Genomic DNA, 13781 nt, shown 5'->3' on the forward strand with positions numbered 1-13781 from the left:
AAAACTCCCTTGAAGACTCTTAGCCCATCCCTCCACTACCAGACCAAGCCAATCGCCAACTCGATACATAAGCCCATGAGATGGACATCCCATACGCGACCAAGACTGCGCAGATTCCCTACAAGTCATCAGACTCCACCACCAGTCATTTCTTATTCAGAATAGAACGACAACCTAGACCATCGACTGCAAAACAGTCTCTAATCTCTCAACCCGGAGAACATCGAGCAGCACCAAACCGCCCGTACAATAATAGATTCGCCACAGAACCGCTGATGGTTACACTCGTTTTGGAAGATCGGATGACATGAAGCCGACAACAGCCTGATTCAGAGTCAGGGAAACAAAAAAAACAAAGAATATGTGACACTTGACGTAACCCATGAGACCCGAGCAACGAATCAACCTTACAGACGAACAGTACCAACGCTGGATGGTAGCCGCCCAGCAAGGCGACGCTGCCAGCTATCGCCACTTGCTCCAAGCCCTCGACGCCTGGCTGCGAAAGTACCTCGGCGCTCAACACTCCGCAGTTGACACCGACGACCTGGTCCAGGAAACCCTCCTCGCGATTCATCTCAAACGAGCGACCTATGATCCCGCTCAGCCGCTGCTCCCCTGGGTCAGAGCGATCGCACGCTACAAGAAAACCGACTTCTACCGCCGTCACAAACGTCGCCGCGAAGCACACACCAACGACTTCACCATGATCCATGCCACCGAGACCATCTCGACACAGGCCGAAAATACCGAAGCCCTCGATCACCTCCTCGATCGCCTCCCCAGACCGCAGGCCGAGGTCATCCGCCTCGTCAGGATCGAGGGACTTACCATCCAGGAAGCCGCAACACGACTGGGACGAAGCCCCGCATGGGTCAAGGTCAACGTCCACCGAGCTCTCAAAGCGATGAAACAGCACGCCGACGGAGCCGCACCATGAACAAGAAACTCATCGACGCACTCGTCGAAGACCTCCAGCCCGTTAAACGACCCTCACCCTGGGCCGCGACACGACTCTTCCTCGTCTGCCTGCTCACCACCCTGATCTTCGCCTGGCTCATGCGCGGCAACCGCATGCTCGCCGCCGATCCCACACTCACCCTCTGGTCATGGCTCAAGCTCCTCCCCTTCGCACTCGGCGCCGTCGCATGTGTCTTGCTCACCTGTGACACCACCATCCCCGCTCGCCACACCAAACGATGGACTCTCGCCCTCCTCATCACCGCCGCCCTCATCCTCATCAGCTTCGTCACAGCAGGCCTGATGAGCCCGGACGCCAACGTGCTCAACCCCTCCGCCTTGGGCTGCGTCAGATCGATCGTCATCTTCGCCATACCCCCACTCGCCTTCATGCTCTGGTTCGCCCGCCAGCGAGCAACCACCCATCCAGCCTTCGCCGGGGCCTGCGCCGGGGCCGCAGCAGGCCTCCTCGGATCCCTCGCCTACGGCATGAGCTGCCGCATCGACGGCCTCGCCTTCATCAGCGTCTGGTACTCCACCGCAATCCTCGCCGTCGCCGCCATCGGCTTACTACTCGGCCCCAGAATCCTCCGGTGGTAGCCCCCTCCCCAGGTCACCATCCCCCACAACCCGCTAAACTCCCCCTCCCAACCACACCAAACCAGGAGCTACCCCATGTCCGATCGACCCGCAGCCGTCACCCTCAAAGGCAACCCCATGACCCTCGTCGGCCCCGAACTCAAAGCCGGCGACAAGGCACCCGCCTTCTCCCTCGTCGCCAACGACATGTCCGCCAAATCCCTCGACGACTACGCCGGCAAGGTCAAAATCCTCTCCGTCGTCCCCTCACTCGACACCCCCGTCTGCGACACCGAGACCCGCAAGTTCAACCAGGAAGCCGCCTCCCTGGGCGACAACGTCGTCATCCTCACCGTCTCCGTCGACACACCCATGGCCCAGAAACGCTGGTGCGCCGCCGCCGGCGTCGACAAGGTCCACACCCTCTCCGACTTCAAAGACCACAAGTTCGGCACCGCCTACGGCGTCCGCATCAAAGAAATCGGACTCCTCGCCCGCCAGGTCTTCGTCATCGACAAAGACAACACCATCACCCTCGCCCACCTCGTCAAAGAAGTCGCCGAAGAACCCAACTACACCGCCGTCCTAGACGCCGCCAAAAAAGCCCTCTGACAAGAGCCCCTCCCCACCAACAGCCCCTCCCCAACGAGCCCGGGACGGCAGTCCCGGGGCCAAACCAGCTCTCATCAAGCCGCCCACCCGGGCGGCTTTTTCATACGCCCCCCTAAACCCCCGCCAACAACCCACCATCCACATAAATCACCTGACCACTCACATAGTCCGACGCCCCCGACGACAGAAACACCGCCGCACCCACCAGCTCCTCCGGCCGCCCCCAGCGACCCGCTGGCGTCCGCTTACAAATCCACGCATTAAACTCCGGGTCCGCCACCAGCTTCGCCGTCAGCTCCGTCTCGAAATACCCAGGACCGATCCCGTTCACCTGCACGTTGTGCCCCGCCCACTCCACCGCCATCGCCCGCGTTAGCATCTTCAAACCACCCTTCGCCGCCGCGTAGTTCCCCGTCGTCGGCCGCCCCACCTCACTCATCAGCGAGCACGTATTCACAATTTTACCAGCTCCCCTCCGAATCATTCCGGGGGCCACAAACCGCGACACCAAAAACGCACTCGTCAGATTCACCTCGATCACGCCCCGCCACTGCGCCGCCGTCATCTCCGCCAGCGGCGCACGATCATGAATCCCAACATTATTCACCAGCACATCCACAGGCGTCTCCCGCTCCAACACCCCAATCGCCTCCTCCACCGCCACCTCATCCGTCACGTCACACACCAGCGTCCCCGCCTCAAACCCCTCACCCCGCAGACCCTCCGCCGTCGCTTCCACCGCCTCCGCACCCCGACCGTTAATTACGACCCGCGCCCCATGCTCCGCCAACCCCCGCGCCATCGCCAACCCCAACCCGCGCGTCGACCCCGTCACCAGCGCCGTCTTCCCCGTTAAATCAAACAGCCCACGCCGCGCAACATCAGTCATCAAAACTCACCACACCCTTCAGCAGCCCCGCCTCCGGCCGCAACCAACCCTCGAACACATCCACAAACGACGCCACCCCCGCCCGATGCGTGACCCACGCCTCCACATCGATCCGACCCGCCTCCAGATGCCCGATGATCTCTCGGAAATCCGCCGCCACCGCGTTCCGGCTCGCCAGCAGCGTCAACTCCTTCCGGTGAAACTCCGGATCGTCAAACGACACCTCACCCCGCACCAGCCCCACAAACGTCAGCGTCCCCCCCTGACCCGTCAGCCCGAACGAACCCTCCATCGAACCCCGATGACCCGTCGCATCAAACACCTTGAACGGTAGGTCACCCCGCCCCTCAACCCACTGCTCAGCACCCGATCGCGCCGGATCAATCACCAGCGTCTCAATCCCCAGCAGCCGCTCCGCCGCCCGCGCCCGATCACCCGACACATCCACACCCACCACCTCAGCACCCGCCAGCACCGCAAACTGCGCCGCCGTCAACCCGATCGGCCCCAACCCCACCACCGCCACCCGCTCACCCGCCTCCACCCGCGCCCGCGACACCGCGTGCTTCCCGATCCCCAGCGTCTCCACCAGCGCCAGCGCATCCAACCCCAACACCTCCGACCGATGCAGCTTCCCCGCCGGCAGCACGATCCGATCCCGCATCCCCCCATCCGTATGCACCCCCAGACACTTCAGCGTCTCACAACAGTTCGTCCGCCCCAACCGACACACGCCACACACCCCGCAGTTCAGATAAGGCTCCACCGCACACCGATCCCCAGCCACCAGCCCCTCAACCCCATCCCCCACCGCCACCACCTCGACCCCCAGCTCATGCCCCAGAATACGCGGGTACTCAAAAAACGGCTGCTCCCCCCGATACGCATGGATGTCCGTCCCACACACCCCCACCCGACGCACCCGCACCACCACCTCACCCGCCCCAGGCGACGCCGGCTCACCCGTCTCCACCATCCCCCAAACCCCAGGCTTCTCCAACACCAAAGTCCGCATCACATCACTCCTGACTCTCACGATCACCCATTAGACCACAGCAAACCTACCCAACACACACGACTTACCGACAAGCCCGCGCGCCAACCATGCCAGCACCCCGCCAAAATCACAACAACAGCGCAGACCCACGCACGCCCCCCAGTTACGATGGCAACTGAACTCACACGCCGAAGGGACACCAAACCATGCCGATCTCATCATCCCGTGCCCACCTCGGCGGGTTCACCCTCATCGAACTCCTCGTCGTCATCTCTATCATCGCGCTACTCATCGGCATCCTCCTCCCCTCACTCTCCGCAGCCCGCGCCTCCGCCAAACAGGCCCAGTGCATGTCCAACCTCCGCCAGATCAGCATCGCGCTGGCCGCCTACGAAGTCGACAACGGCGCCTACCCAATCATCTGGACCCACAACGTCCCAACCGGATGGAAGTCCCGCATCGATACCTACCTCAGCGCCCAGGCCCTCGAACTAACCGAGACCGCCATCCAGTGCCCCTCCGCCGATACCGATGAACTCCTCGCAGCACCCTCCGACGCCACTCGCGGGTTCATCGCCACCAGCTACGGACTCAATGGCGCTCTCCAGTTCCCCCAATGGTCCTTCAAATCAGCAGTCGTCCCCAACCCCTCACAAATCATCATCGCCGGGGAACAACCCGTCGAGATCCTCGAAGCCATGATCACCGCCGACCAGTACGGCGTCCTCGCCACACCCACCATCACCGGCTGGTTCGCCTCAAACAACCACCGCGCCGAACGAGCCTTCCGTCACCTCCCCGATGACGCATGCCTCTTCACCTTCGTCGATGGTCACGTCGACTGGCTCGACTACACCGCCCAAAAACGCGACAACGGACACTGGTACTGGTGGCCCGAAGACGACTCTCCCGAAATCGAAGGCGAAATCGACGACCTCCTCCCCGACCTCCCCAGCGGTAACACCGGCAACAACTCAGGCGGCTCCTCAGGCGGCAGCATCGGCAGCGGCCTCGGCGGCAACACCCCCTCCCCCAACATCCCAGGCTGCGGCTGCTGAGCCACCCCCAACCCGGGCATAACACAACACGAGCCCGGGGCGGAAGCCCCGGGGCCAAAGCCGGGTGCCAACCCTGCGAAGCCTTGGCGAAGCAGGGCCAACCCACAACCCAAGCGTGTCACGAGTCCCGAACTTGCTTCTGGAGCCCAGCCCTTCGCCAACCCGCCACCACCAAAAGCACACCAACCATCTCACCCCTTCACGCACCTGTCCCCGGATATACCGCGCTTCAGCGCACCGCCCCAACTTGCCACCGCGCGCGCACAAACCGTTGCACTTCAACCCCCATCGGTCACGTTTGATTGACGACTTCGGCCGCTTCCGCGCCCAAAACGCTCCGTTTCACACCCCAAAGAAGGCCGCTGGCGCCTCGTAATACACCTCCCGCAGCAGCGGCTCATCGAACCCCGCCCCCCGCAAAACCGCCGTGCTGTCCGCCGGCAGCGACGGGTCCACCATGCTCAGATCCGGGTCCACAATCGGGCTCGGACCATCGTAATCCGTTTCCATCAAAGTCTTTAACGCCCAGAAACGACTCGCGTACAAGTCGTAATCAATGTTCTCATCGTTCGTCACGATGTCCGTCCCAAACAGCACCCGCCCCGGATTCCGACGACAAAAGTCCGCAAACGCCCCCGGATGCTGGCTCAGCTCCCGCACCATCCACTTCGTCGCCGAAGTGTCCACCACGTAGTTCGGGTAATCATCCATAAACCCTTGCAAAACCTCAAGATCCTCAGGCGTACCCCCCATATGCGCGCCCAGCCACGGCACCTCCCCGTAACGATCCAGCACCCGCCGGAACCGATCAAAGTGCTCCCGCTTCGTCCCGTACTTGTCGCCGTGCGCATACCTCGTAGCAAACCACGTGTCCGGGTCCCCCACATGACTCATCAGCTTCATCCCCAGCGACACCGCCAGGTCCATCGCCTCAAAACGGATCGGATCGTCAATCCAGAAGTGCTCCGCCAGGTCCAGCCCCCGCGGCGCCGCCCAGATCTTGCAGATCGCACACCCACGCTCCGCAAACTGCTCAATCCGCTTAAGCCACTCGCTGGTAAACGTCTCCGGCTTGTCCCGCTCCTCATAGTTCGGCACCGCGATAAACGCGATCTTCTCCCCCCAGCGCTCCGCCAGCGCGTCCACCTGATCCATCCGGTTGGTCATCGACCACGCCTTGACCACGCCGTACCGCTCCGCCGCCTCAAAATAAACCTCCGACGACGCCACCGTCCCGATGTGCGTGTGCACATCCAGAATCGGCCCGCGATACCCAAACGTCTCCGCCTCCGCGTGATAGTCCAGCCCCAGCGTGTTCGCTGGATTCACCCCCCGCTGTGCGGCCTGGTCTTGATTCTGTGCCATGCCCCGCATGGTAGGCTCTTGCCCAAGAGATCGGCATGGCTAACGTAAACCCAATCAAACTCATCGCTTGCGACGTCGATGGCACCCTCATCGCACCCGATGGCACCATCCCCGACCGCAACCGCGAAGCGATCGCCGCGGCCTCAGCACGCGGGGTCCACTTCGTCCTCGCCTCGGCCCGCCCGCCCCGGATGGCCCGGCCCATCTACGACGAACTGGCTCTAAGCTCCTATCAGATCAACTACAACGGTGCGGTCATCCAGCGGCCCAGCGATGCCGAGTACGCCGTCCACCGCCCGATCGAGCCCGCCTTGGCCCGGCGCCTCGTCGCCGTCGCCCGCCGCATCGACCCGCAACTCGCCGTCAGCCTTGAGGTGAAGGACCAGTGGTTCACCGATGGCCAGATCGACGGCCTCACCACCGCCACCTCCCTCAACCTCAAGCCCGACTACGAAGGCCCCCTCGACGCGGTGATGAACCAGCCCATCACCAAGGTCCTCCTGCTCATCCCCCCCGAGCGCATGTCGCATCTTCACCGAGGCTTACGCGCCTTCTTCCGGCACCACCTCCGCTTCCAGATCAGCGACGCCCATCTCATTCAGGCCGTCCAGCCCCAAGCCGACAAGCACCATGGCGTCCAATGGATCGCCAACCACGATGGCGTCTCTCCGGAAAATGTCCTGACCCTCGGCGACGCCCCCAATGACGCCGGCATGTTGCGCTGGGCGCACACCAGCGTGGCCGTCGCCAACGCCTGGCCCGAAGCGCAGGATGCCGCCAAACACATCGCCAACGTCACCGCAGAGCAAGGCGCTGTTGGCTGGGCCATCGAGAAGTTTGTGCTCTCCTGACTCGATCCTGAATCGGCGCATCAATGAAAACACCCACGAACCTGTAACAGCTCGCGGGCGCGGAGAAGGGAAGCGCCCCCGACGCGCAAGGCGCGTCGGGAGCGTGGTGGTGGGGCAGGTGATTAACGGATCTCGATCTGTCGCGGCAGCGTCTGCTCATGCTTAGGCAGCGTAAGCGTCAGCACGCCGTTTTCGAGCGTGGCCTGGATCTTGTCCGCGTCGAGCTCGCTGGGCATCCTGAAGCGTCGGACCACCCGCTGCGCCCGTCGCTCGTGCAGATGCACGTTCGCCGTCTTCTGCGACTGATCCTGCACTTGCGCTACCTCGGTCGTGTCTGCGGCTGTCGCCGCGGGCTCACTCTTATGAGCCGTCTCCGACCGATCCGCCTCGATCGTGAGCACGCCATCCTCAAGCGTCACGCTCACCTGATCCCGGGTATAGCCCGGCAGCTCCGCCTCGACGACGTAAGCGGTGTCGTTCTCGGTGACATCCACGGGGTACCACCCCGCGGTGGTGCCACTCGGGCGGTAAGCTCGATTGAACGCGCGGTCGAACTCTTCGAACAGGTCGACGGTGTTGGGTCGTGTGAGCAACATGGGTTGCCTCCTTTTCGTTGTGGCCCTGGTCTTAACGTCGCCGGGCCGGTGCTTTCATTTCACTCACCCCACAGGTTGCACAAGGCGTGCCAGCGGGGTCGATCTGCTGTAAGCCCTGATATGATCGTCAGATAGACACAAAATGCGAAATGCGATTTTCTGCCATAGTGGCAGTTTTCGTAGGAGGAGATGTCTTTTGAATGCCAGTTGGTAACAATGCGACGTATGAGTATTCGCGCCGCAGTTGTGGGGCCCACCGGTTACGCCGGGGCCGAGTTGATTCGCCTGTTGCTGGGTCATCCCGGGGCGGAGCTGACGTACCTGGCCTCGCATCGCGACGAGCTGCCGGACCTGCGCGTCGAGTTCCCGCGGTTCGCGGGTCAGTTGTCGGATGTGGTCGCGGTCGCCAGGCCGATCGACAGTCGCGCGATCGCGGCGGCTGCGGACGTGGTGTTCCTCGCGTTGCCGCACACAGCATCCATGGCGCACGTGCCGGGTTTGATCGACGCGAGGCTGCGCGTGATTGACCTTTCGGCGGACTACCGACTGGCTTCGGCGGGGTTGTATGAGGCGGTCTACGGCGTGGCGCACACCGATGCCGGGCGCATCGGAGAGGCGGTGTACGGGCTGCCGGAGTTGTTCCGGGATCAGATCACCAAGGAGACACGGCTGGTCGCTTCGCCGGGGTGCTATCCCACGGCAGCGCTGCTGGGGCTGACGCCCTTGCTTCGCGCCGGTCTGGTCGAGACCTCTTCGATCGTGATCAACGCGGCATCGGGGACGACGGGTGCCGGTCGGGCGGCGAAGGTCGGGCTATTGCACGCCGAGGCGAACGAGGGCTTTGCGGCCTACGGAAAGATTGGCGGGCACCGACATCAGCCGGAGATCCGGTACACGCTCGAACGGCTGGGGCTGCCGGGGATTGATCCGTTGTTTGTTCCGCATCTCCTGCCGCTGGATCGTGGCATCCTGGAGACGATCTACCTGGAACCGAAAGCCGGTGTGACCGAATCAGATGTCGCGCGGGCTTACACCGAAGCGTATGCGGATGAGTTCTTCGTTCATGTGGTGGATCACCTGCCGAGCGTGAAGCACGTCACAGGGACGAATCATGTGCAGATCGGTTTCCGGATGGCGGAGACCGCGACCTCGCGGAAGCTGGTGGTGTTTGTCGCGGAAGACAACATCGTCAAGGGTGCCTCTGGCCAGGCGGTGCAGGCGATGAATCTGATGTTTGGGTTGGAGGAAGGCGCGGGGTTGTCTTTCTAAGCCGCAACATGAAGTCGGTCTCGTAAGGCTGCATAGATATCTAGATATCTATAGGATATGGGCACTTCCTGACCGTATAGAGGCTAGATCATGGATGCTATGGAAGCGATCAGAGCTGCGTTGCGCCAGAGTTACGACTGGAACCGGATGCTCGCCGAAGACATGAGAGATGTGCCCTTGACGTTCCCGACACCAACCGGGGGAAACCATCCGGTGTGGGTGGTTGGTCATGCCGCGTTTGCTCGGGCTGCTTTGCTGTCGTTTATCACGGGAGAACCGAATCCACTGGCAGAGTGGGAAGCGAAGCTCGGCGGTCAATCTCAACCGAGCGGTGACGGCAGCGTTTATCCCAGCTATGACGAGGTCATGGCGCTCTGGGAACGTGAGCACCAGCGGACCTTGCAGGCTTTAGCCAAGTTTGGCGAGGCCGGGCTCGATCAGCCAGCGCTGGGTGTGCCTCCAAAGTTAAAAGATGATCCGGATTTTCAGACGGTCGGTCGGATTTTTCTGTTTACCGCCTTGCACGAGATGTCGCATCGTGGCCAGCTCGCTGACGCGCGCCGTGCGTTGGGCCGAGGCCCGCTGGCGTTTTGAGTAGTGTCTATCGAGTCGCCTATTTTGTTTGATTGGTTGCGACGCCGATCTGTGGACAGGAGCGTTGCAGGGTGCAGGTTGAGCAGGCGGGTCGGCGGGCGTCGCAGACCGCTCGTCCGTGTTCGATGAGGAGGTGGGCGAGGAGGGTCCAGTTTTGTTGGGGGAAGCGTGCGGCGAGGTCGCGTTCGACTTTGACGGGGTCGGTGTGGTTGGTGAAGGCGAGTCGTCGGGAGAGGCGGCCGATGTGGGTATCGACGACAACGCCGGCGTTGATGTTGAAGGCGTTGCCGAGGACGACGTTGGCGGTTTTGCGTGCGACGCCTGGGAGGGTGAGCAGTTCGTCCATGGTTTGCGGGACTTCGCCGTCGAAGGTCTCGACGACTTCGATGGCGGCGCCGTGGATGTTCTTGGCTTTGTTGCGGAAGAACCCGCAGGTCTTGACGTAGGGTTCGATCTTCCTGGGTGATGACTTGGCGAAGGCTTGGGGGGTGGGAAAGGCTTTGAAGAGGTCAGGGGTGACCTTGTTGACGCGGACATCCGTGCACTGAGCCGAGAGGATGGTGGCGACGACGAGTTCCCACGGTGATGTGTAGTTCAGAGCGCAGTGGGCATCGGGATAGAGGTCGAGGAGTTTTTTGTAGAGGCGGGCGCAGCGGCGGCGTTCGGCGGGGTCGACCTGGGGCAGTTCGATGGTGTTGGTCACGCCTGAGTCTCGTCGCTGGGGATGGGCGTGTCTTTCAGTTGCTTTGATGCGGGGATTTGCCAGGGCGCTGCGAGGAGGATGATCAGGGCGAAGAGGGCTTCGGTCCCGACCGCGCGTTCGGCGGACTTATGAAGCGGCTGGAAGGCGTCGCGGGCGGCGGCGCGGTCGAGTTCGGGGAGCGCGGGATTGTAGATGTCAGCGCGGAGATCGTTCATCTGCGGGACGAGGTTGGTCTGTTCGTAGAGGAGGATGCCGAGGGCGATGAGTAGAGCGGCGAGCTGAAGTTTCGAGAGCTTTCCGCCAGCCCAGGGGACGAGCAGGAGCGTGAGAAGGACGGTTCCGACGGCGGCGTAGCGGATGATGGCGTGCTTCTCGAATAGGCACAGCGCGATGACGCCTGCGAGTCGTTGGGGGTCATCATTTCGGAGCAGGACATGGTCGTGCTGCGAGGCGGTGATGAGCGGCTGGTACTCGCGCATGGTCCAGAAGATCTGTGGGGCGCCGAGACCCATCATCAGCGTGGAGCCGAGCCAGAGGCCCAGGGCGGTGATCTGAATGGCGATGAGTGTGCGGAGGAGGGTCATGGAGGATCCTAGGGCTTGTTGTCCTTGGCTTCATTGATGAGTTGGCGGAGTAGGTCAAAAGCCTGCATGGGAGAGAGGTTATCGAGTTGCGTCTCGCGGAGCTGGTCGATGACGGGGTGTTCGAGGACGCGGTTGAACAGGGGGAGGTCGGGTTCGGAGCGGGTTGCGGGTTTGGCTAGTTGGGCGACGTTCTGAGCGGTGTGCTGCTCGGAGAGTGCGGCGAGGAGCGTGTTGGCGCGCTGGACGACAGCGTCGGGCATGCCAGCGAGTTTGGCGACGTGGATGCCGTAGGAGCGGTCGGTGGCGCCCGGTTCGATGCGGTGGAGGAAGACGACCTGGTCGTTCCACTCGCGGACCTTGACGTGGAGGTTCTCGACGGTGGGGATCTGGTCGGCTAGTTCGGTGAGCTCGTGGTAGTGAGTCGCCATAAGGACGCGAGGCGGGTCGGGTCGGGTGGCGAAGTGTTCGGCGATGGCCCAGGCGAGGGACAGGCCGTCGAGGGTGGAGGTCCCGCGGCCAATCTCGTCGAGGATGATCAGGGATCGTCCGGTGGCGTGGTGGCACATGCGGGCGGTCTCAGCCATCTCGACCATGAAGGTGGACTGACCGGTGTGGAGCTCGTCGGAGGCACCGATGCGGGTGAAGATGCGATCGGTGACGCCTAGCGTGGCAGACTTGGCGGGGACGAAGGAGCCGGCGTGGGCCATGAGGGTGATCAGAGCGGCCTGGCGGATGAAGGTGGACTTGCCAGCCATGTTGGGACCGGTGATGAGCGCGAGCCCTCCCGCCTTGCGCACGTCGGATTCAGTCGTGTTGAGGAACATGTCGTTGGGCACGAAGCGGTCGGCGAGGATGATGTCGAGGACGGGGTGGCGGGCTTCGATGAGTTGGAGGGTGGGTTCATCAGTGAGGGTGGGTTTGACGTAGCGGTGGCGCGCGGCGGTGCGGGCGAAGGAGGCGAGGGTGTCGAGTTCGGCGACGACGGTGGCAAAGGCACGGAGGGCGTCGGTGTGCGCGAGGATGTCGGCGGTGAGTTGCTCGAAGAGTTGTTTTTCGCGTTCGACGGCTTCGGACTCGGCGTGGAGGACGCGGGTCTCGTAGGTCTTGAGCTCGGTCGTGATGAAGCGTTCGGCGTTTTTGAGGGTCTGCTTGCGGGTCCATGAGTCGGGGGCTTTGTCGCGGTGGAGCGCGGTGAGCTCGATGTAGTAGCCGAAGACGCGGTTAAAGCCGACCTTGAGGGAGGGGACGTTGATCTCGTCGATGAGTTTCTTCTGGTAGCGGGCGAGCCAGGCCTGGGAGTCACGCTGGAGGCTGCGGGTTTCGTCGAGGGCGGGATCGACACCATCCCGGATGAGCCCGCCTTCGCGGAGGTGGTTGGGGGGTTCATCGACGCAGCGGGTGGTGATGGCGGCGGTGATGGTGGCAAGGGCCTCGCGGTTTTCGCGGAGAGCTGAGACCAGCGGATCGAGTTGTGGGTGATCATTGAGTTGTTCGAGGAGTTGATCGGCTTGTGCGGTGCTGCGACCGAGAGCGACGACGTCGCGGGGCGCGGCGCGGCCGAGAGTCAGGCGGGCGAGGATGCGTTCGATGTCCTGGATGTCGGCGAGACGATTGCGGAGAGCTTCGAGCAGGCGTGGCGCGGCGACGAGGGCTTCGACGGCGGCGTGACGCTGCTCGATGGCGGCGCGATCCCGGAGCGGGTAGGCGAGCCAGCGGCGGAGCGTCCGGCGGCCAAGGGCGGTGGAGGGTTTCTCGAATACTGAGAGGAGCGAGCCTTCTTCAGACTCCGAGCGGGTTGTGCGGGTGATCTCGAGACTGCGCAGGGCCGACTCGTCGAGGACAAGGTGCTGTTCACGCGGGAAGCGCTTGGGCGGCTGGAGATGAGCCAAAGCCCCCTGACCGGATGCCTTCTCGGTGGCGTTGGGTTTCTGGGTCTCGCGGAGGTAGTGGAGGATGGCGGCGGCGGGGAGGAGTTCGGGGCTGTCGTCGGCCAGGCCAAAGCCGGTGAAGGAGGCGACGGCGTAGTGGCTGCGGAGCAGGTCGACGGCCTCATCACGGTGGAACTGCCAGCCCGGGCGACCGGTGCCGATGGCGGCATCGAGTCGGTCGAGGAGTTGCTGGGCGCGGGGCGGGGTCTGGCCGGTGGCGGTCTGGCTGTAGAGCAGTTCGCTGGGGGCGAGGCGGGAGAGCTCGTCGAGGAGGTCGGCTTCCGGGAGCGTGGCGACCCAGAAGGTTCCTGTCGACAGGTCAGTCCAGGCGAGGGCGACGTGGTGATCTTCGATGAAGGCGACGGCGGCGAGGGAGTTGTCGCGGCCCTCGTCGAGGAGTGAGGATTCGGTGAGGGTGCCGGGGGTGACGACGCGGGTGACCTCGCGTTTGACGATGCCTTTGGCTTCGGCGGGGGTTTCGACCTGATCGCAGACGGCGACGCGGTAGCCGGCCTGGATCATTCGGCGGAGGTAGCCATCGACGGCGTGGTAGGGCACGCCGGCCATGTCGATGCCCTTGGTGCGCTGGGTGAGGGTGACGCCCATGACACGGTGGGCGAGCTTGGCGTCGTCGTAGAAGAGTTCGTAGAAGTCGCCCATGCGGAAGAAGAGCACGCAGTCGGGGTGCTGCTTCTTGAAGGTGTGGAACTGCCGCATCGCCGGGGTCTGGTGCTGGCTGCCCTCGGGGATGTCTTGGGCGGCTGGCGGATCGGAGGGCGGGGCGTCGGGCATTGGG

At 63.3% G+C, this 13781-nt stretch carries 14 protein-coding genes; 7 read left to right on the plus strand and 7 right to left on the minus strand.

All coding sequences use genetic code 11. The features are described 5' to 3' along the window. Window positions 1-433 precede the first annotated feature (433 nt). The 3 genes from RIG82_00590 (at window position 434) to tpx (ending at window position 2151) form a co-directional block, all read left to right on the plus strand. Complete coding sequence (locus RIG82_00590) at window positions 434-940, plus strand: sigma-70 family RNA polymerase sigma factor (GenBank protein MEQ9459435.1); 507 nt, start codon at window positions 434-436, stop codon at window positions 938-940. Further along, window positions 937-1560: an NrsF family protein gene (locus tag RIG82_00595; GenBank protein MEQ9459436.1), complete on the plus strand. Its 624-nt coding sequence runs from the start codon at window positions 937-939 to the stop codon at window positions 1558-1560. The genes RIG82_00590 and RIG82_00595 overlap by 4 nt, the downstream gene beginning before the upstream one ends. 75 nt (window positions 1561-1635) lie before the next feature. Next, window positions 1636-2151: a thiol peroxidase gene (gene tpx / locus RIG82_00600; protein ID MEQ9459437.1), complete on the plus strand. Its 516-nt coding sequence runs from the start codon at window positions 1636-1638 to the stop codon at window positions 2149-2151. Between the two features lie 112 nt (window positions 2152-2263). Here the strand turns inward: tpx and RIG82_00605 are convergent, their stop codons facing one another. Next, window positions 2264-3040 carry an SDR family oxidoreductase gene (locus RIG82_00605; protein ID MEQ9459438.1) on the minus strand — a complete coding sequence of 259 codons (777 nt, stop codon included), beginning with the start codon at window positions 3038-3040 and terminating at the stop codon, window positions 2264-2266. Next, window positions 3033-4055 carry a zinc-binding alcohol dehydrogenase family protein gene (locus tag RIG82_00610; GenBank protein MEQ9459439.1) on the minus strand — a complete coding sequence of 341 codons (1023 nt, stop codon included), beginning with the start codon at window positions 4053-4055 and terminating at the stop codon, window positions 3033-3035. The genes RIG82_00605 and RIG82_00610 overlap by 8 nt, the downstream gene beginning before the upstream one ends. 188 nt (window positions 4056-4243) lie before the next feature. On the opposite strand from RIG82_00610, the gene RIG82_00615 reads away from it, so the two are divergent. Next, a complete protein-coding gene (locus RIG82_00615) occupies window positions 4244-5095 on the plus strand; it encodes a DUF1559 domain-containing protein (protein ID MEQ9459440.1) in 852 nt (283 codons plus the stop codon). Between the two features lie 342 nt (window positions 5096-5437). Here RIG82_00615 and RIG82_00620 read toward each other — a convergent pair whose 3' ends face one another. Then, window positions 5438-6460, minus strand: a complete 1023-nt coding sequence (locus RIG82_00620) for an amidohydrolase family protein (protein ID MEQ9459441.1) — start codon at window positions 6458-6460, stop codon at window positions 5438-5440. Between the two features lie 35 nt (window positions 6461-6495). Between RIG82_00620 and RIG82_00625 the strand changes: the two genes are divergently transcribed. Then, a complete protein-coding gene (locus RIG82_00625; GenBank protein ID MEQ9459442.1) occupies window positions 6496-7311 on the plus strand; it encodes an HAD family hydrolase in 816 nt (271 codons plus the stop codon). A 122-nt stretch (window positions 7312-7433) separates the two neighbouring features. On the opposite strand, the gene RIG82_00630 is transcribed toward RIG82_00625, so the two are convergent. Continuing rightward, entirely contained in the window at window positions 7434-7907 is a 474-nt protein-coding gene (locus RIG82_00630) for an Hsp20/alpha crystallin family protein (GenBank protein ID MEQ9459443.1), read from the minus strand. Between the two features lie 225 nt (window positions 7908-8132). On the opposite strand from RIG82_00630, the gene argC reads away from it, so the two are divergent. Together argC and RIG82_00640 are read left to right on the plus strand one after the other, a co-directional pair. Beyond that, window positions 8133-9176 carry an N-acetyl-gamma-glutamyl-phosphate reductase gene (gene argC, locus RIG82_00635; protein ID MEQ9459444.1) on the plus strand — a complete coding sequence of 348 codons (1044 nt, stop codon included), beginning with the start codon at window positions 8133-8135 and terminating at the stop codon, window positions 9174-9176. Between the two features lie 90 nt (window positions 9177-9266). Further along, entirely contained in the window at window positions 9267-9770 is a 504-nt protein-coding gene (locus tag RIG82_00640; protein ID MEQ9459445.1) for a DinB family protein, read from the plus strand. A gap of 19 nt (window positions 9771-9789) precedes the next feature. Here RIG82_00640 and nth read toward each other — a convergent pair whose 3' ends face one another. From nth to mutS, 3 genes are read right to left on the minus strand one after another with little or no spacing between them, the layout of a single operon-like run. Then, window positions 9790-10473 (minus strand): endonuclease III, encoded by a 684-nt coding sequence (gene nth, locus RIG82_00645; GenBank protein ID MEQ9459446.1) that lies wholly within the window; start codon window positions 10471-10473, stop codon window positions 9790-9792. Beyond that, window positions 10470-11057 (minus strand): hypothetical protein, encoded by a 588-nt coding sequence (locus tag RIG82_00650; protein ID MEQ9459447.1) that lies wholly within the window; start codon window positions 11055-11057, stop codon window positions 10470-10472. The genes nth and RIG82_00650 overlap by 4 nt, the downstream gene beginning before the upstream one ends. Window positions 11058-11065: 8 nt before the next feature. Continuing rightward, a complete protein-coding gene (mutS, locus tag RIG82_00655; protein ID MEQ9459448.1) occupies window positions 11066-13777 on the minus strand; it encodes a DNA mismatch repair protein MutS in 2712 nt (903 codons plus the stop codon). Window positions 13778-13781: the final 4 nt, after the last annotated feature.

The organism is Phycisphaeraceae bacterium (assembly GCA_040222855.1).
Taxonomy (GTDB): domain Bacteria; phylum Planctomycetota; class Phycisphaerae; order Phycisphaerales; family Phycisphaeraceae; genus Mucisphaera.